This window comes from Acinetobacter sp. GFQ9D191M, from assembly GCF_011174875.1.
In the GTDB taxonomy this organism is placed as follows: domain Bacteria; phylum Pseudomonadota; class Gammaproteobacteria; order Pseudomonadales; family Moraxellaceae; genus Acinetobacter.
The window spans coordinates 1-19,591 of the sequence record NZ_JAALGV010000072.1 but is presented as its reverse complement, the minus strand read 5'-3'; the positions used below and the strand labels follow the sequence as shown (position 1 = coordinate 19,591).

Here is a 19,591-nt window from a genome sequence, read left to right as displayed (position 1 = left end):
GATAAGCTGGATCGCTACATTGCCAATTACAACCGACAGTTTAAAACCAACTACAATTCTGGTGATCAATTTTATGCGTACTACCGCGACATTGCACAGCGCGTAAAAAACAGACAGATTGATATTCTAATTGTGGTCAATATGTTCCTCACGGGCTTTGACTCTAAGCCGCTAAATACCTTGTATGTCGATAAGAACCTGAAATACCATGGTCTGATCCAGGCATTCTCTCGCACCAACCGTGTCTACAATGATAAAAAACCATTTGGCAATATCATCTGTTTCCGTAACCTGAAACGTGCAACGGATGAAGCTCTAGCTCTGTTTTCCAATAAAGAAGCGCAAAAATTGGTACTAGTACCAAGCTATGAGGAAATTAAACAGGATTATGAGTCCGCTGTTCAGAAGTTGCTCAAGATCACGCCTGATTATCAAAGTGTAGATGATCTCATTACGGAAGATCAGCAGCTGGAGTTTATTAAAGCCTTCCGTGAAGTGATGCGTTACAACGCCCAACTACAGACCTTTATTGAATACGACCAGAATCAGACCGCACTGGATAAACAGCACTTTGCCAATTTTGCTTCCAAGTATGCCGATCTATGTCGTGATGTACGTAAGACCACTAAAAAAGAAAAAGTGTCGGTGCTAGATGATGTCGATTTCCAGCTGGACTTGTTGCACAGTGACCGCATCAATGTCGGCTATATCATCAACTTGCTTCAACTGGCTGTTAACAGTGATGATGAAGGTAAACGTAAAAAGTACGAAGCACAGGTGCATGATCTGATCGGTAATGACGTTACCCTGCATGACAAGCAGGAACTGATTAAGAAGTTCATTGAAGAAAACATGCCGAAGATGATTAACGGGCAGAGCGTCCAAACGGCTTTTTCTGAATTCTGGGATGCTGAAAAAGAACAGGCCTATCAGCATCTCTGTGCCGAGGAAAACCTGAAACCAGAAGCCATGAAGCAGGTTCTGGAGCATTATGAGTTCACCAAACGCCTACCACGTAAAGAAGAGTTGAAGGACTTACCAAACTATAAGGTTAAGCTGTTTGAGCGGGAGAACGTGTTTAGCAATTTGCTGGTCAAGACCCGGAAACTGATTGAAAAGTTTTATGTGGGGTTTTAACTCGCTAAAGAAGTAAAGCACTTTAGTAGTGCTTTACATCGTTGGGTGTGTGCATTTGTTCTAACATTTTTAAGACGGTAGCAGAGAATGGTTGCCAATAGTTCCATGAACGATATTTTTCATTTAAACGGCCACCACCTACATTCCACGATTGCTTTAGAATCGCAATGATTAAGCTATCTGAATACTTAGATGTTTTCATAGAAAATCTTCTTAAATCAAAGTTATTCGATTTTCTACTTTTAAACTCAATTATTTTTAGGGGGGATTACCTTTGCATTTATATAAACCTTAAAAATTATTTACTAACAAAAGACCTCTTGCTTTAGTCAAAATTTAATCAGTGATAAGCGTTGATTTTTTAAATAAATATCAAAGTCTAAAATAGTCAAAAATGATACTTTCGCAAGAGGTTTAAAAATTAAAGCTTTCTAAATAATTCTTTTGCATTTAGATATTCTTGTTGGTCAATATCTAAATATCTTAATAAAGCAGGTGTTTTTATTGAATCTAAATTATATAAAGCCCAATAAAATGTTTCATATCTATTTTGCTTTTTAAAATCTTTTATTTTTCCATTTATATAGGATTCATCTAAATCATCTTCAATAAATAATTCAATTATTTTTAAAGCGATACGGTTTAAATTATTGATATCAATATTTTTCATTTTTTCACCTATTTGGATGAATTTTAATACACAGAATTATGTATTGCCAATTATTGTTATTTAAAATTCATTGAAAAGTGAAATAGTTTTTTTTGGTTAATATTTAGAAATTGACAGGGTTTTTAAATATTGTCACATTTACCACATTTACCACATTTACCACATTTACCACATTTACCACATTTACCACATTTACCACATTTACCACATTTACCGTTTGTCCTTAATTCCTACAGTATAAAAAAACAATTTTTCGATTTTTTATATGAAATCAATCTTCGTTTTCTTAGATGGATTAATGTTGAGATAATTTATTTAACAGGTTAAAGAGAAAAAATGAATTATTTCAATTTTCACATTGGTGATTTTAATAGTTCAACCCGTCATCTAAGTATTATCGAGAGAGCAATATATCGAGATTTATTAGATATTTATTATGAAACTGAAAAACCGATTTCTGCAGATGAGCTTGATAGGATTTTCCGAAAAATTCTATGTAAAAGTGAAGAAGAAAAAAATATTGCAATGAGTATCCTTGATGAATTTTTTGAATTGCGAGATGGTAACTATCATAACAGGAGGTGTGACAAGGAACTCGAGGAGTATCGAGCAAAGCTATTTAATCTATCTAAAGCTGGAAAGGCTTCTGCTGCGAAAAGGAAAGGTCAACATCAGTCATCTGATGAACAACAGAATAACGGATGTTCATCAGATGATCCTAACCAAGATCCAAGATCCAAGATCCAGCAACCAATATCCAAGAACCAAAAATTAAATTTAGAAGTTTGTTCAGTTGAAGATTTATTAAAATTATGGAACCCAACAATTGATACGGTAAATCAATATCTCCAAATATCAGGATTACCAACTATCACAGATACTGATTTTAAAAAAAGGAAACCTGAATTTTTGGCTTATTATCGATTACAAATTATTAAAGGAAAGCTTGATGGTACAGAACTTATGGGGAAATTTATTTCTTGGATAACAAATCAAAAGGAGAAAATAAATGATAAAAAGCAAGAAGTAAAACGAAAAGGGGAAAGCCCTTGGAAAAAAGATGAAAATCTTGAGAAGTTGTAGGAGTGATGAAAATGAATACTTTAATCAAAACACTTGATACGTATTGTGATATTCACCATATTCCTATGAGTAAATTTGGGCCTATCCATTATTGTAAAGAGTGTATTCAAAAAGAAAATAATGAAAGACCTAAATATTCACTACCATCTGAAGATTTTTTAAGAAGGAGAAAACACGTAGAATTTATGGATATCGGTATTCCGAAAAGACATATTAATGCTTCTTTTGATAATTATAATCTTACCTATAGGTCTCAAAAAGAAGTATTAAATACAATGGTTGATCTAACAAATAATTTTAAAGAAAGAAATTATCAAAATTTAGTATTAATTGGCAAAGAAGGGACAGGTAAAACACATTTAGCTTGTGCTATGGCAAAGGAACTTAATGAAGCTGGTATAAGTGTCAAATTCATGAAAAGTTTTGATTTAGGGTGTTTATTTGTTGAGAATTGGGGAAATGAAGAATTTTTTGAAACTGAAGAAATCGAGAAGATATCAAGTTATGATCTTCTTATCGTAGATGAATATGGTTTATATGATCAAAAAGAGCATCATAAGGATTATGTCGATAAGGTACTTTTGAAGCGTTATGATTTAAATAAACCCACGATTATTATTTCTAATCTAAAAGAAGATGAACTTATCGATACTTTAGGTTTTAGGTTATGGTCACGACTTAATGAAGATAGGGTTACTGTTCTAGAATTTAAATGGGATGATTATCGAAGGGCAAATAAATTTGTCTAACTGCTTTTTATCAATTAAAGGTGGTTGCTTTGGTGATCACCTAAAATTTGGATAGTACTTTGTAAGTATATTAATTATCTGATTATATAAAAAAGTGAGTTTGAATAGCCACCAATTTTGTAGACATCTTTTAATTAGATATGGAGGTTAAGTTGACCTTAAATATTATTACTTCCTATATTCCTTAGAAAATTTAGCTTTATGAGAGTAATACGAATAATCAGAAAGCGTTTGACTTAGCAAGGACATAGTCTTAGTCTCTTCACCTGCTTCAGGTGCTTCCATAGAGAAGTGAAACTGGGAAGTTAGTACAATTTAAATTGTAAGCTAACACTGCCCCCGCAACGGTGAATAGGTTATTTCAATATCCTTAAGTCCGGAGACCGGCCTGTTGCATAACCTAACTAATGCGGCGGGCGTTAAAGAAGGGATTGCATACTTCTATTATATTGAGTTGGTATTGCTTACCCAAAATCCGTCCGCGCGCTTCACATTTATATTTGCACGGGCGGTGCGAAATTTTGGGGTATATCATGAATCAAATGTATACAATCGCTTTAGGTGGTTTGTTAGTCTTATCTCCATTGTCTATGGCAATGGCAGCAGAAAAAACTGTTTTCCAACTTCCTAAAATTAATGTCGTTGCTAACTTGGTTGAGCAAGCAAATACTGATACGTTAGCTGCTGTAACAGTGATTGAACGTGAAGAAATCGAAAGAAAGCAGTTTAACTCTCTACAAGATTTATTACGTACTGTACCAGGGGTAACATTCACTAATAGCGGTGGGTATGGCAAGCAAACAAGTGTTTCTATTCGTGGTACAAATTCTAAACATGTGCTTGTATTAGTAGATGGTCAGCGTTGGAATGCAGCTACTGCAGGTTCATCTTCATTTGAATTTCTCCCTATTGAGCAAATTGAACGAGTTGAAGTAGTAAAAGGTCCTCGTTCAAGCCTATATGGCTCTGAAGCTATTGGTGGGGTAATTCAAATATTTACACGTAAAGGTACGCAAGAAGGTATTAAGCCATTTGCGTCGCTTACATACGGTTCTCATGAAACTTATAAGGCTAATGCTGGCCTGAACATTAAAAATAATAAGAATTGGGCGAATTTAAGTGTTGCAGGAATGAAAACCCAAGGCCTTGATGCAACTGCCGCTCCAGTAGAAACAGATAAAGATGGTTATGAAAATTATTCAGTATCTTTAAATGCTGGACATCAATTTAACGATCAATTATCTGTAGATATGAATGCCTTACATATTGAAGGTGAAACGGAAATTGATAATACCTGGACTTCAGGTCAAGAGCCTTATACTAAACTTCTTGAATCTGTATATGGTGTAGGCCTTAATTATCAAGCCAACCAGCTATGGAACACGAAACTGAAGGTTGGTTATTCCCAAGATAAACAGGAAGGATATATTAAAACAGGTTTAGACAATGTCTATGAAACCCAAAAAGAAACAATTTCATGGTTGAACACACTAGCATTTAATAAGAATCATAATTTAGTTTTAGGAACTGATTATTTAAAAGATAAAATCAGTGGGGTTAATGGCCCTTCACTTTTTGACAAAAAAAGTAGAGATAATTTTGGTTATTTTGCTCAATATTTAGGAAATATTAATAATTTTGATATTGAGGCTGCATTGCGTCTAGAGGACAACGAGCAGTATGGTGATCATACAACAGGGAATGTAGCGCTTGGTTACCAAGTGAATGAAGCTCTAAAGACGTATGTCTCTTATGGTACAGCATTCCGAGCACCTACGTTTAATGAGTTGTATTACCCTCAAGATGAATGGGGTGGTGGTGGAAATCCTAACTTGAAGCCAGAAGAATCAGAGAATATTGAACTCGGTTTTAAAGGTAATATAGGTAATGTGAATTGGGCATTGAATGGTTTCCGTAATGATATTGACCAAATGATTGTAGGTTGGCCAGCGATCAATGTTGATAAGGCATTAATTAAAGGGATAGAGGTAGAGTTAGGTCAGGCAATAGGTCAATTCGATTGGAATATAAATTACACTTATCAAGAGCCTGAAAATCGTAGTGGTGATAATAAAGGTAAACAAATCACTAATATTCCTCAGCAAATACTTAATTTAAGTGCGGATTATAATTTTGATAAATGGATAGTAGGTGGTGCTGTACACGCAGAGGATAAGCGTTATAGTGCTGATAACAAATCATATATGGGCTCTTTTGCAACAGCTGATGTACGATTAACTTATCAAGCTACTCCAGAACTTTCGGTTCAAGCAAAATTAGCCAATATGTTTGATAAAGAATATCAAACAACCCAAGGCTACAACCAAGATGGTCGTACTGCTTGGGTGACCTTGCGTTATGCGATGAAATAATAATTCGTATTGGAAACTGAGGGATCTTCATTTATGCGTGAAAATCCTTCAGTAAAAGCATATGTAATAACAGTTATAATTCATTGTTATTATTGTTTTTTATAGTTTTATTCTATCTAAGTTTAGCTAATCAAACACCAGTAAAGTTTTGTTGTTATACCTTCAATACTCCCGTTTTGAATGTAGTGCACATGAAAAACCAGACGATTCGTCGTCTGGTTTTTCATTCATAAACTGAAATACTGATACAGCATTCTCTTTTCGTTGAAAGAAATATCGATTAACGACACTTCTAATTTTATAAAGTGACCTTCTCAGAAGTCATTTTTTATTTGGTTTATCTATGCAAAGTAATACATCTCCTAAAGCGAAGGTTCAATATGCGAATAATAAGGTGGAACATATCGGTAGTTTTTTAAGAGCGTTGAAACTCAAAAAAGCACGTTACGACTTTGCTGATCGGGTCATTTATGAAGAGACATTAAGACAGGTTGAAGATGCAGAAATTGACAATCTGATCGATATTCAGCTTGATCTAGATTGTACCGTTATGACAGATGGTGATTTTCGCCGTACTTGGTGGCATTTCGATTTTCTTGAGCAATTGCAAGGCATAGAAAGCTACAAAACACGTGATGGATTGAAATATAAAGATGCGATCAGTAAACCGATTGACATCCGTATCACAGGGAAAATTGCTTGGTCAGAAGAACACACAAGTCTGATTCATTATCGTTATCTACATAAAGCAATTGAAGGTTTTGCAACTGCTAAATATTGCATACCAAGTCCAACTATGTTGCTTTTTCCACACTTAAGAAACAATCGGTTCTATGCAGATCGTATCAATGACTATATTGCAGATATTGGGCAATCTTATCGAGAAGCAATTCAAGCGCTTTACCAAGAAGGTTGTCGATATTTACAACTGAATGATGAGTTTTGGGCATATTTAAGTGATGAAGAATATAGAGCAAGTGAAATCAGCTCTGGCATGTCAACTGATGACTTGGCAATGTTAGGTGTAGAAATACTCAATGTTGCACTCAAAGATAAGCCTGAAGACTTATTTGTATCGTTCCATATTGACCGTGGCAACTTCAGTTCGAGCTGGTTGTATCAAGGGAATTATGACTTTGTTTCTGAGTATATTTTTAAAAAGCTAAAAAATATTGACCGTTTTCTATTGGAATTTGATACAGATCGTGCAGGTGGATTTGAACCTATTTCGAAACTCAAGAATACCGAAGCAGAGGTTTTTTTAGGCTTAATTTCATCTAAAAAAGAATATCTTGAAAGTGAAGAAGATATTTTCCAACGTATCGATGAGGCAACTCAATTTTTACCTATTGAACAATTAGGGCTGTGTTTCCAGAGCGGTTTTGCTTCAACGGAAGAGGGCAACAAAATTTCCTATGATACCCAGTGGGAAAAAATTAAGTTAATGAATAAGGTCGCAAAAAAGTTCTGGCCTTAATTTCATCATTTACGTCTTGTAAAAGTGATCAGTCAAAGTATGCGTATTATTGCCTTGGTAATAACTGTAAATGCTTTAATTAATCCTTTTGCAAGATATTCAAATTAATCAGTATGTTTAAAAGTTTTAAGTAAGTTATCCAGTGGTTTGAGAGTAAAGATGTTAAAGGATAAAGAGTTTATTGGTCGAGTATGTCGAATGACAAATACCAATAACCCAATTGATTTTAGTGTGTTAAAGGTAATACGTTCTACGGAAAGTAGTATTCTAGGTTTCGAGATATCTAGAAAAAATACAAATGGTGCTCAATCAGAAACGGCTCTAAAAGATGATGTGAAATTTCAGGATCATGACAATTGGATAAGCGGTTCTGATCTGATCATTCAGCTACTTGAGCAAAAAATTAATACGCTTAGGCGTCAAATTAAAATCAGCTCAGCTAAAAGAAAATAAAGAATGTGAACAGGAGAGAACATTCAAATTGTATTTATCTACAATGACATGTTCTTTCCTGAATTTTAAATAATGTTTTAGCTTTAGGATATTTGGTTAATCAAGGGACATGCTTAATTTTTTTCAACACTTAGAACATTATAAATTTTGTATTTTAGTTGAATATTTGACTTCATCTAAAACTCAACATGTAGCACAAGATATTGCGGGTTTCTCAGCTTTTATTGCAATTGCTGACCGTGTCCATTCAGACCATGATATGGCACCGCTTGAGGCTAGTCAGCATTATTCAAAATCGAGCGATAAAGTTCTGCATTTTTCTGGGAAAGATCGAGATATTCAGGATTTTGAATTATTTTTAGATCAAGCCAAATCAGCCAATATTAAGAATCTTTTATTGCTGACAGGCGATAAGCTCAAAGAGCACAGTTATGGGGGGGATGAATCTGGACGTACCCGATATCTAGAATCGGTGAATGCCGTGATGGTAGCCAAGCGCCGTGGTGGATTTCATCTAGGTGTGGCCTTTAACCCGTTCAAATATGCTGAAGCTGAGCGTGACGCACAATATCTAAAACTACACAAAAAGATGAAGGCAGGCGCAGATTTTATTATTACCCAATTAGGGTATGACATGGATGCTTTAAAACAAGTAAAGGCTTTTTTAAATCGTCATCATTACCAACAAAAAATACTTGCTTGTGTTATGCCGCTGAGTTTTGCTCGTGCCAATTTTATGGTGAAAAATAAAGTCGCTGGTATTGTGATTACACCCTATATGTTAGGGGTGTTGGCTCAGGAAAAACAGGATGGGTTGAGTGATCGGGTTCATTTACGCTGTGCTTTACAGATCCTGATGTGTAAACATCTTGGGTTTGCCGGAGTTCACCTTTCAGCCTGTTACAAGCCTGAAGAGCAGATGCTTTTGGAAAGCTATATAGAACAATATCGGCATCTGGATTTGAATGCACTTGAAGCTCTCTGGAATTCATTATGGCAAGTGAAGACTGGAAAAGAGTTCATGCCAGAATTGCCTTATTACTCCCGTCAGCCGACATCCAGTCAGTTGATTAAATATCAGCAACTACATTTCATGCATGAGGCATTGTTTGAGTCCAAAATTGCCAAGGGTATCGGACGCTTTATTTTTAAAGCCTCATTTTGGGAGCATACACCTGCTGCAAAAGCATTACTGAAAACTGAATTTATCTCTAAGCATGGCGTTGTGGGCTGTGAAAGCTGTGGTCAATGCAGGCTAGGAGATACTTTATATATCTGTCCTGAAACCTGTCCAAAAGGATTGGCGAATGGTCCTTGTGGGGGGACTACCTTAGACCGCTGTGAATTTGGAGATCGGGAGTGTATTCACTCGGTGAAAGCGCGACTTGCCAAGGCAATAGGGCAAACAGAGCTTTTAAAACAACAACTGATTCCAACTGTACCCATTGAAGTGCGTGGAACCAGTTCTTGGAAAAATTGGTACTTGGCAACAGAGGCTTAAGTCTCGTCATCCATTGCATTTGAATAGAATTTTACACCGAGTTTGATGCGATCACGTCCTTGGCTCATACGCCAGCGATTGGTATCACGCAAGGAATACACACAACCACAATATTCTTGTTGATAGAACTCTTCTTTTTTACTGATTTCAAGCATACGAACAGCACCGCCATTTTTACGCCAGTTGTAATCCCAATAGGATATTCCGTCATAATGTGAAGCAGAGCGATGACCACAGTCATTAATTTGCTTCATATCTTTCCAACGGGAAATGCCAAGTGAGCTACTGATGAGGCTAAAACCATTTTCGGCGGCATACAGGGCTGTACGTTCAAAACGCATATCAAAACACATGGTACATCGAATGCCTTTTTCAGGCTCATTTTCCATACCTTTCGCACGTGCAAACCAATTATCTGTGTCGTAATCGCAGTCAATAAACGGAATATTATGCTTTTCCGCAAAGCGAATATTTTCTTCTTTACGGATAATATATTCCTTAATAGGATGAATGTTTGGGTTATAGAAAAAGATTGAAAAGTCGATACCTGATTCAATCAAGGTTTCCATCACTTCACCTGAGCACGGCGCACAGCAGGAGTGAAGCAGGAGTTTGTCATGACCTTCTGGGAGAGTCAGTTTTTGACGTTCAAGTTTATTTGACATGGAAATAGGGCTTAAATCTAAACCCTACATCTTAACAATCTAATCTCATGGTTAAGGTGATTTTTGCTCATGTTTAAATGAGTGATCTTCAGGATGTAAGTTGTGAATTAAATTCATCTTTTGGTGAGGAAATATCGTTTTACTCATGTATTGGTGTGGGTATAAATTGCACTGGTGAAATATGATTAGAGCTTAAACAAATCAATTGAATGAAGCCAAATTTTAAAATTGAAGGCTGAGCTATTTTTTCTTTGGAAAAGCTAAAAATAGCTCATTAATTTGAATACTTAAATTTCGCTAAAAGTCATAAAAAAATTGAATCGGGTTCTAAACATATTTTGTTCAGTGTATATCTAAGCCGTCATCATTTTTTTTGTACAAATATAAATGAGAGCCGACTTATTTATATCTTTTGATTTTTTATCGAATGATGATGGTCTTTCATGGAATATGTAGAACACAACACCTCCACGGTCAATCCAAATTCTAAAACACGTGTTTTATTTGCGAGTCTGGTAGGTACAACAATTGAATTTTTCGACTTTTATATTTATGCCACGGCTGCTGTACTGGTTTTCCCGCATTTATTTTTCCCTGAAAGTAGTGGTAGTGCCGCATTACTGCAATCTTTAGCCACTTTTTCAATTGCATTTATCGCACGTCCAATTGGCGCTATTATTTTTGGACATCTTGGTGATCGAATTGGCCGTAAAGCCACACTCGTTTCTGCATTGCTATTAATGGGGATTTCTACAGTTTGCATCGGACTATTACCGACCCATGCACAAATTGGTGTGGCTGCACCCATCTTGTTAGCATTGTGTCGTTTAGGGCAAGGGCTTGGTTTGAGTGGCGAGTGGAGTGGTGCGGTATTATTCGCCACAGAAAATGCACCAAAGGGTAAACGTGCATGGTATGGCATGTTCCCACAGCTCGGTTCTCCAATTGGTTTTATTCTTGCGGCAAGCTCATTTTTATTATTAGGTGCATTTTTATCAGATGAAGCCTTTATGCAATGGGGCTGGCGAATTCCGTTTATTGCAAGTGCATTGCTAGTATTCGTTGGCTTATATATTCGATTAAAACTACACGAATCTCCAGCTTTTCAAAATGTTTTAAACAAGCAATCAGCAGTTAAAGTACCTTTGAAGGATGTGCTCACCAAACATATTGGAAAAGTGGTATTGGGTATGTTGGCGACAGTATGTACCTTGGTTGTATTTTATTTGATGACGATATTTGCATTGAATTGGGGGACAACCGCATTAGGGTATAGTCGAGATACTTTTTTAAAAATCCAACTGATTGCAACAGTGTGTTTTGGTCTGTGTATTCCTATCTCTGCATTATCCGCTGAGAAGTTTGGTAGAAAAATAACATCCATTGCCATTTGTATTCTGACCATGATCTTTGGATTGTTCTTCTCAACATTTTTTGTTGCTGATAACGTATTATCAGTATTGGTGTTCCTGTGCCTTGGTTTAAGTATTATGGGCTTAACTTATGGACCACTTGGGACCATTTTGTCTGAAATTTTCCCTGTTTCAGTTCGATATACAGGAACAGCCTTGTCTTATAATTTTGGTAGTATTTTAGGCGCATCATTTGCCCCTTTGATTGCAACTCAATTGGCTCAAAATTATGGTTTGCATGCTGTGGGATATTATTTATCTATCGCGGCAGGTGTTTCTCTATGTGCTTTCATGTGTATTCGTGAAACAAAAAATGAAAACATTATGAGCTGATTGTTTTATTGCACATGATGCTCAATTTCGGGCTTATTCAATCGTATATTTTAAAATGAATAAGCCCACAACTCAGATACACCTTATCCCAACTCGTTTTCTCATCATTAAATGTTCATCATTGTATCGATATACAGATGCATTCGATTTCTATTTAATACGTGTCCAACACTTGATCTTTCAATATGGATATTTGATGAGGCGATCTCATCCATTGCATGTTAAAAAAACATCAACATGAGATTTACTCATCTTATCCTGAATTTATATCGTTTTACTCATTTTATGATTCACGTTTAAATAAAGCCATTCAGAAATTTAGATTTTGTAAAATTTTTTAGGTGGCAATCTCCATGAGTCAGAAATTTGCATGTTCAATCAAACGCATTCGTTTCGATGAAAACTATGAACCAGCAAACAATACCCGTTTAACCACGAATTTTGCTAACTTGGCCCGTGGTGAAAGCCGCCAAGAAAATCTGCGCCGTACATTGGCGATGATCAATAACCGTTTCAATAGCCTTGCAACTGTAGATAATCCTAAAGGCGATCGCTATTCACTTGAAATTGATATTATTTCAGCGGCGATTGATATTGAAGGTAATGGTCAAACTTTCCCATTCATTGAAACTTTAAAAAGCACCGTGATCGACCATAAAACCGGTGAACGTCTTGAGGGTATGATTGGTAACAGTTTTTCTTCTTTTGTGCGTGATTATGACTTCAGCGTGGTACTGCCAGCACATGGTTGTAAGTTCAATGAGCAACCTGAAGGCTTTGGTGATCTACACGGTAAATTGTACTTACACTTGGTGAATTCAGACGTATTTAAAGCAGAATTTAAGCAAAACCCAGTGATTTGTTTAAGTATCTCAACCACGAAAACCTATTACCAAACAGCCAATGTGCATCCAGTACTCGGGGTTGAATATACCAATGACGATTACTCACGTACCGATGCCTATTTTGCCAAAATGGGTTTAAGTGTTCGTTACTTTAAGCCTCAAGGTGCCAATGCACCGCTCGCATTCTACTGCGCAGGTGATTTATTACGTGATTACACTGATTTTGAATTGATCAGTGCGATTGCGACCATGGAAAGTTTCCAAAAAATCTATCGTCCTGAAATTTACAACACCAATTCACCTGCAGGTGTGGAATATCAACCAAGTCTCAGCTATGGCGATTATTCTTTGACTCGTGTTGTCTATGACCGTGTAGAACGTGGCGAATTGGCAGTGAAACAAGGGAAATGGACCGAAGAAAACTTTATTAAGCCTTATAAAGACATTCTTGATGAATGGGCAGCCAATTTTAAAGTTGAAACAGCACAACAAGATACTGCTGCTTAAGCTGACACAATTTAACGATATACAAATTTAGAGAAAGAAGACTATGGCTATTTTACTCCCAACATCAACAGCAGGCAGCTTACCGAAACCCACTTGGCTGGCAGAACCGGAAAAATTATGGTCTGCTTGGAAACTTGAAGGTGAAGAATTATTGGAAGCAAAACGTGATGCTTTAAAATTATCACTTCATGAGCAAGTGACTGCGGGTATTGATATTGTCAGTGATGGCGAGCAGACCCGTCAGCACTTCGTAACCACGTTCATTGAACATCTTGAAGGTGTGGATTTCGAAAAGCGTGAAACCATGCGTATTCGTAACCGTTATGAAGCAAGCGTACCTTCAGTGGTCGGTGAAGTATCACGTAAAAAAGCTGTATTTGTAGACGATGCTAAATTCTTACGTAGCCAAACCAATCAACCGATTAAATGGGCGTTGCCTGGTCCGATGACCATGATTGATACACTTTTTGACGGTCACTACAAGAGCCGTGAAAAATTGGCTTGGGAATTTGCCAAAATTCTGAATCAAGAAGCTTTAGAGCTCGAAGCGGCAGGTGTCGACATTATTCAGTTTGATGAGCCTGCATTTAATGTGTTCTTTGATGAAGTAAATGATTGGGGTATTGCGACATTAGAGCGTGCGCTTGAAGGACTCAAATGTGAAACAGCTGTCCATATTTGCTATGGCTACGGCATCAAGGCAAATACGGATTGGAAACAAACATTGGGTAATGAATGGCGTCAGTATGAAGAGTCCTTCCCTAAATTACAAAAGTCAAAGCTAGATATCATTTCGTTAGAGTGCCAAAACTCACGTGTACCGATGGATTTAATTGAACTGATTCGTGGCAAAAAAGTCATGGTTGGTGCAATTGATGTAGCAACCAATCAAGTTGAAACTGCAGAAGAAGTCGCAAATACCTTACGTAAAGCATTGCAATTTGTTGATGCAGACAAGCTGTATCCTTCAACCAACTGTGGTATGACACCTTTATCTCGTAATGTTGCACGTGGCAAGCTTGAGGCGTTAAGTGCAGGTGCTGCCATTGTTCGTAAAGAATTAGAGGCTTAAATCAAACGTAGTTTGATGCTGAGCAGGGTAAATGGTGACTGAATCATTTGTCCTGTTCTAAGCAAAAGCACGTGATTATACATTTGAGATGAAAGAGATGATTGAAGCAACAGACTTTAGAAATGCAATGTCTTTACTCACCACAGCAGTGAATGTTATTACGACTTCGGGTGAAACAGGTATGCATGGATTTACTGCATCTGCCGTATGTAGCGTGACGGATACACCGCCAATGTTATTAGTCTGTATGAATCAATCCTCCCGTTCACATGCCCATTTTGTTGAAAATAAAGTCTTGGCTGTAAACGTACTAAGTACTCAGCATGAACAGCTTTCAAATGCTTTTGCTTCAAGTAAATTCAGCTCAGAAGATCGTTTCAAACTCGGTGATTGGAGTACGATGGAAACTGGTTCACCTATTTTGAAAGATGCCTTGGTCAGTTTTGACTGTGAGATTCAAGATATTCAGCAAGTCGGTACACACAGTGTTTTCATGTGTCGTGTTCTTAAAGTTCAACAAAGCGATCAAGAAGAAAGTCTGGTGTATTTTAACCGTGCTTATCATCAAGTGGGTCAATTGGAACACGTTTAACCCAATGCCTTAATTCCTTCATCTTTTTAAAAGTTAGTCTATTGTGGAACTTATAACCTTTTTAATCATCGGTGCTTTTGCTGGTTTTGCAGCAGGGTTATTTGGTGTTGGTGGTGGAACGATCATCGTCCCATTACTCTTTATTGTTTTTACTCAGATGGACTACAGTCCTGATGTGATCATGCATTTGGCATTAGGAACCTCATTAGCCACCATTGTTGTGACATCAATCAGTTCATTCATGGCACACCATAAAAATGGTGCAGTGATGTGGCCGGTATTTAAAAATCTGGCGCCACCGATGGCGATTGGCTGTTTTGCCGGAGCTGCGATTGCGGGATGGCTCTCAGGAATACATCTTCAACTCATCGTTGGTTTATTCTTGATTTGGGTGGCATATACTATGTTCATGGGGGCTAAAAAGGTCGTGGACTCAAGTAGAACACTGCCTTCAACCGGTAAACAGGTTGCTGCAGGTTCAGTGATTGGAGTGGCTTCAGCTATTTTTGGGATCGGTGGTGGCAGTTTAACCGTCCCGTATCTCAACCGTTATGGCGTCGTCATGCAAAAGGCAGTGGGAACATCCGCTGCCTGTGGTTTACCCATCGCGATTGCAGGTGCGTTAGGTTTTATGCTTTTTGGAGTGAAAGCGCATGCTGCTGTACCTAACAGTATCGGCTATGTACATACTTACGCATTCTTAGGCATTAGCCTGATGAGTTTCTTTACAGCTAAGTTGGGTGCAAAAGCGGCACATGCTTTATCACCGCAAATGCTGAAAAAATGTTTTTCGGTATTGTTGAGTATCGTTGGATGCTTTTTCCTGTTTAAAGGGTTGAGTTAAGAGATATTCAATTAATTTGATATGAAGAACAGGCTCACTCAGTGTGGGCTTTTCTAACATTATAGTTATTGTCTGGGATTTACATGATAGAAATACGACATTTAAAAACACTGACAGCCTTGAGAGAGCACGGTTCATTGGTTGCAGCAGCAGGTGAACTATGTCTGACTCCTTCGGCTGTATCTCACCAGTTGCGAGAGCTAGATCAATGGTTTGGTGTAGAAGTAGTAAATCGTCGTACACGTCCTATCAGTTTCTCTAATGTTGGCTTACGTCTATTGAAATTGGCCGATGAAGTATTGCCACAAGTTCAAATTGCACAAAGCGACATTACCCGTATTATTCATGGGCAAACTGGTCGGATTACTTTTTCTTCTGAATGCCATAGTTGTTTCGATTGGCTCATGCCCTTACTCAATCAATACCGTATTCAATATCCCGATGTCGATTTGGATTTTGCATCAGGATTTGAAGAAAATCCACATGAGTTATTGCAAAATGGCGAATTTGATTTATTGATTACTGCAGATCCGATTGCTTTGAAAGGTGTTGAATACTTTCCAGTGTTTGAGTATGAGTCTCGACTTGTCTTATCGACAACACATCCATTGGTGCGTGCAGAACACATTACTGTTCAAGAGTTAGCTGAAGAAACGCTTATTACATATCCAGTGGATAAACATCGTTTAGATATCATGTCGAAGCTATTTATTCCTGCAAATATTCAGCCGAAAAATATTCGAACTACAGATTTAACCCAAATGTTGATTCAACTTGTTGCTAGCGGTCGTGGTATTGCCGCATTGCCTGATTGGGTGGTGAATGAATATGAGCAAAAAGGTTGGGTCACTTCACGACGTCTTAATTGTGTTGCACCTGAAGGTTTACGTCGTACCTTATATGCTGGTTTTAGAACGGATGAAAAAGACAAAGATTACTTTGATGGTTTCTTAAAGCAGCTTGAGCGATTCTCAAAGAAAAGAATCTCTTACTACAGTTAGTTCTCTGAGTCTTTATCATTGCATTATCCTAGGGGGATTTAGACAATAATAGTTTTATGATTCAATGCACTAAATCAAATTTGGGTTCACATTGGGTAAAAAATAATTGCCACATTTTTTGCCACACTTTTTTTAAATCCTATCAAAAACTATCAAATGAAATTATATAAATTATTGAAAATACAAACAATTATATTTGATAGATTTTGATAGAGTTAAGCTTTAGCGGGTTCAACTCCCGCCATCTCCACCAAAATTCTTTTTATAAATCAGCCACTTATATAAGTGGCTTTTTTATTGGCTACATGTTTATTTTAAGCGTTTACCAAATTCAGTTTAAGATGAAAAAGTTTTTTAATATTAGCTGATTACTTAAAGTATTTAATTAATCATAGTTAAAACTTAATTATTCAAAGGCGAATAATGATTGATAATTGCTGATAGGTTTTATATTGAATGGATAATTTTAAAAACTGGAATGAAGGTTAATTTTCCAGATATGTATTTAAATAGAGAGACTTCCGAGTCGAGATATTTATTAAATTTCATTATTATTGTGAGAAATTTTAAGATAAATTCTTTTCTTTTTCTAAGCTTCATCAAAATAGCTTTAAATATGGAACCTTAGAAACTTTTTTATTTTGGAAGTTGGGAAAATATTGACCCTATGAGCAGTTCACCCACAAATGATACTGAATTTAATTTACAGCAAGTTTTGTTGCTAATGAACCATTTAACAAAATGGCTTATTCGCTCTGGGGTGGGCTATACAGAGTTTTCTGCCGCTTTAAAGCCTATTTTTTATTTACAAGCCGTGAATGAACTGGAAGCTCTTGAGAAAAAAGCCACTATATCCGCAATCAGCTTATTGTCAGGACTGCACCGTAAAGATATCACTACTTTCAAACAAGCAATTGAAGATGGCTACTTAATTACTGATACCGGCAAAACGGAAGCATTGAATATTCCTGGCCGAGTAGTCGGGATATGGGTAGCAGAAGAATGGCCAGAACAGCTACCTTTTCATAATCCTGATCAAGATTCATTTGTAAAATTAGTCCATAGGGTATCAAAGGAAATGCATCCCAGATCGGTACTGAATGAATTGGTGCGTCTTGGAATTGTCAGGCAGGAAAAAAAACAAGTCATTTTAGAGAAAAGAAGTTTTATTCCGGATCAATCTTCGCAAGATATACGCAAGTTATTGACCGATAATTTACAAAGCCATATGCAAGCGGGTTTACATAATATTTTTTGCCCGGAACAAACGAGCTTTTTAGAAGAAAGTATACGAGCAGATGAACTGACGAGCGAATCAGTTGAAATTCTTAAAAAGCATTCACTGGAATTATGGAAAAAATATTCTGAAGATTTATTCAAACTGGCTTTAGAACGTAGTGAATTAGATGAAGGAAAATCTGATGCGAATCAGACATTTTGTTTAGGGATATATCAAAGTGATACATAAAAAAAGATTTTTATTGCCTATCGTCTGCGCGACATTGTTGGCTGGTTGTGGAGAAGAGTTTTCAGCAGGTGTGGTAAAAGGTGGAACTGGAACTGGAGGAAAACCGCCTTCTGGCGTGGACATTGTGGTTGAGAGAGTTCCTTTGACGGATTCTTACTCAATTTGGCTGTCAAAACCAAAAACAGATGATTGTCAGGGTGTTAAGCGTACTTTTCAATTTTTAGATCCGACTACTTTAGAAGTGATAGAAGAAAATCAGTCACTTGAAATTACACCATCTGATGAAGTTGTGAATCAGCTCGTTTTACAGGTCCGTTGGGAAAATCAATCAGAGCAGCCTAAAACGATCCTGCATCCATCATGTCACTTTTTAGTCGAGTTACAGGAACTTGGGGATAAGGTGCCTGTGAAAGCCTTGAATTGCGATCTGGAAAAAATAACAACTTTAGAAAAAAATAAGGTTTATGTTCATCAGCAGATGTATCAATTTGACCATACATCAAAAGGCGTACTGAAACATAGCATGAGCACACAATTCTTACCTCTAGAAGCAAGTGGCCAAGATTGTGAAGACTTATCTATTCCTTATGAAATTCAGAATATCGAAAAGTAGTTCATATTGATAAATAGTAAAAAAGGCTTTCATAGGAAATAATGAAAGCCTTACAAATGTGACATGCAAAAAAAACCACACGGATCGTGTGGTGGCATAATCATGCATGCCTCAAAGGAAAGAAGGGACAGTGCTTGAAAAAATTAAAATAAGAATTGATGAAAATTAAAAACGATAACCTACACCCACATAGGAAATCAGTGGATCGACATCAATTTTGGTAGAGGCCTGAATCAGTTTCTCGCCCGTATTTTTATTGGTCACCGTGATATCGGTCTTATTATTTAATTTTGCATAAGAAACTGAAGCAGTTGCATACCAGCTAGAGTTTAAATCATAGTTAAAACCTAATGAGACGATAGGTGCAATAGCATCATCTGCGGTGGTTTTTACTTGGATATCTCCACTTGAAACTCTACCCTCGAGCGCTGCTCCTGCTTCACCATCATAGATATTTTGAATCATGTGGCCAGCTGCAATCAGATCATTTTTAACGCCGCCATTTAATTTAATATCAGTGTAATGAGCAAACATGACACCGGCACCGATATAAGGTCGGAACTTGTTAACACCCGGTTTGCCAAAGTGATAAATCGCCTCAAGTGCAGGTGTCCAAGCACGTGCAGAAGCAGCAGTATCATATTTATCTAAGTCAGTAATGAGAATATCATTGGCTCTAGACTAGCAGATTTACACTTAATTTTACCTAATGAGGTTCCACAGCTCAGTTGCTAACTCATTAGGTTCCCTCATCCAACGCCATTCAGTTTCTTTAAGATGATAATCAAAGTACTCTT

At 36.9% G+C, this 19,591-nt stretch carries 17 protein-coding genes, 3 pseudogenes and 1 riboswitch; of the genes and pseudogenes, 15 read left to right on the top strand and 5 right to left on the bottom strand.

Annotation, left to right across the window (positions count from 1 at the left end; translation table 11 throughout):
• Nucleotides 1–1,137 (top strand): annotated as a pseudogene (locus tag G5T77_RS11275) (type I restriction endonuclease subunit R); the annotation flags it as partial.
• 22 nt (nt 1,138–1,159) lie between these two features.
• On the opposite strand, the gene G5T77_RS11270 reads toward G5T77_RS11275, so the two are convergent.
• Nucleotides 1,160–1,339 carry a hypothetical protein gene (locus G5T77_RS11270; protein WP_166137920.1) on the bottom strand — a complete coding sequence of 60 codons (180 nt, stop codon included), beginning with the start codon at nt 1,337–1,339 and terminating at the stop codon, nt 1,160–1,162.
• A gap of 219 nt (nt 1,340–1,558) precedes the next feature.
• Nucleotides 1,559–1,807, bottom strand: a complete 249-nt coding sequence (locus tag G5T77_RS11265) for a hypothetical protein (RefSeq protein WP_004730515.1) — start codon at nt 1,805–1,807, stop codon at nt 1,559–1,561.
• Nucleotides 1,808–2,143: 336 nt separating this feature from the next.
• Between G5T77_RS11265 and G5T77_RS11260 the strand changes: the two genes are divergently transcribed.
• The 6 genes from G5T77_RS11260 to G5T77_RS11235 all read left to right on the top strand — a co-directional run bounded on the left by G5T77_RS11260 (nt 2,144) and on the right by G5T77_RS11235 (nt 9,442).
• Nucleotides 2,144–2,890 carry a YdaU family protein gene (locus G5T77_RS11260; RefSeq protein ID WP_166137916.1) on the top strand — a complete coding sequence of 249 codons (747 nt, stop codon included), beginning with the start codon at nt 2,144–2,146 and terminating at the stop codon, nt 2,888–2,890.
• An 11-nt stretch (nt 2,891–2,901) separates the two neighbouring features.
• Nucleotides 2,902–3,639, top strand: a complete 738-nt coding sequence (locus G5T77_RS11255; RefSeq protein WP_075175388.1) for an ATP-binding protein — start codon at nt 2,902–2,904, stop codon at nt 3,637–3,639.
• Nucleotides 3,640–3,895: 256 nt separating this feature from the next.
• Nucleotides 3,896–4,046, top strand: a riboswitch (cobalamin riboswitch).
• 126 nt (nt 4,047–4,172) lie between these two features.
• Nucleotides 4,173–6,011: a TonB-dependent receptor gene (locus G5T77_RS11250; RefSeq protein ID WP_166137913.1), complete on the top strand. Its 1,839-nt coding sequence runs from the start codon at nt 4,173–4,175 to the stop codon at nt 6,009–6,011.
• 343 nt (nt 6,012–6,354) lie between these two features.
• Entirely contained in the window at nt 6,355–7,488 is a 1,134-nt protein-coding gene (locus tag G5T77_RS11245) for a 5-methyltetrahydropteroyltriglutamate--homocysteine S-methyltransferase (RefSeq protein ID WP_166137910.1), read from the top strand.
• Between the two features lie 159 nt (nt 7,489–7,647).
• On the top strand, nt 7,648–7,941 hold the full coding sequence (locus tag G5T77_RS11240) for a hypothetical protein (protein ID WP_075175391.1): 294 nt from the start codon (nt 7,648–7,650) through the stop codon (nt 7,939–7,941).
• Nucleotides 7,942–8,050: 109 nt separating this feature from the next.
• Nucleotides 8,051–9,442, top strand: coding sequence for a methylenetetrahydrofolate reductase C-terminal domain-containing protein (locus G5T77_RS11235; RefSeq protein ID WP_171523077.1), 1,392 nt, complete (start codon nt 8,051–8,053; stop codon nt 9,440–9,442).
• On the opposite strand, the gene G5T77_RS11230 is transcribed toward G5T77_RS11235, so the two are convergent.
• Complete coding sequence (locus G5T77_RS11230) at nt 9,439–10,107, bottom strand: epoxyqueuosine reductase QueH (RefSeq protein WP_166137907.1); 669 nt, start codon at nt 10,105–10,107, stop codon at nt 9,439–9,441. The genes G5T77_RS11235 and G5T77_RS11230 overlap by 4 nt on opposite strands.
• Before the next feature lie 443 nt (nt 10,108–10,550).
• Here G5T77_RS11230 and G5T77_RS11225 point away from each other — a divergent pair, with 443 nt between their 5' ends.
• From G5T77_RS11225 to G5T77_RS11190, 8 genes are all read left to right on the top strand, one after another.
• Nucleotides 10,551–11,852, top strand: a complete 1,302-nt coding sequence (locus G5T77_RS11225) for an MFS transporter (RefSeq protein WP_067728744.1) — start codon at nt 10,551–10,553, stop codon at nt 11,850–11,852.
• Nucleotides 11,853–12,205: 353 nt separating this feature from the next.
• Nucleotides 12,206–13,204, top strand: a complete 999-nt coding sequence (locus tag G5T77_RS11220; RefSeq protein WP_166137904.1) for a putative oxygenase MesX — start codon at nt 12,206–12,208, stop codon at nt 13,202–13,204.
• Nucleotides 13,205–13,247: 43 nt separating this feature from the next.
• Nucleotides 13,248–14,276 (top strand): methionine synthase, encoded by a 1,029-nt coding sequence (locus G5T77_RS11215; protein WP_166137901.1) that lies wholly within the window; start codon nt 13,248–13,250, stop codon nt 14,274–14,276.
• A 97-nt stretch (nt 14,277–14,373) separates the two neighbouring features.
• On the top strand, nt 14,374–14,868 hold the full coding sequence (locus G5T77_RS11210; protein WP_166137898.1) for a flavin reductase family protein: 495 nt from the start codon (nt 14,374–14,376) through the stop codon (nt 14,866–14,868).
• Nucleotides 14,869–14,911: 43 nt separating this feature from the next.
• Entirely contained in the window at nt 14,912–15,712 is an 801-nt protein-coding gene (locus tag G5T77_RS11205; protein ID WP_166137896.1) for a sulfite exporter TauE/SafE family protein, read from the top strand.
• 83 nt (nt 15,713–15,795) lie between these two features.
• Complete coding sequence (locus G5T77_RS11200; protein ID WP_166137893.1) at nt 15,796–16,713, top strand: LysR family transcriptional regulator; 918 nt, start codon at nt 15,796–15,798, stop codon at nt 16,711–16,713.
• Between the two features lie 667 nt (nt 16,714–17,380).
• Nucleotides 17,381–18,181: a DUF6502 family protein gene (locus G5T77_RS11195; protein ID WP_166137890.1), complete on the top strand. Its 801-nt coding sequence runs from the start codon at nt 17,381–17,383 to the stop codon at nt 18,179–18,181.
• The gene (locus G5T77_RS11190; RefSeq protein WP_166137887.1) at nt 18,171–18,794 is read left to right on the top strand and encodes a hypothetical protein; all 624 of its coding nucleotides are present in this window, start codon (nt 18,171–18,173) and stop codon (nt 18,792–18,794) included. The genes G5T77_RS11195 and G5T77_RS11190 overlap by 11 nt, the downstream gene beginning before the upstream one ends.
• A 165-nt stretch (nt 18,795–18,959) precedes the next feature.
• Here the strand turns inward: G5T77_RS11190 and G5T77_RS11185 are convergent.
• Both G5T77_RS11185 and G5T77_RS11180 read right to left on the bottom strand, forming a co-directional pair.
• Nucleotides 18,960–19,463, bottom strand: a pseudogene (locus G5T77_RS11185) (OmpW family outer membrane protein); the annotation flags it as partial.
• A gap of 33 nt (nt 19,464–19,496) precedes the next feature.
• A pseudogene (locus G5T77_RS11180) lies at nt 19,497–19,591 on the bottom strand (IS1595 family transposase); the annotation flags it as partial.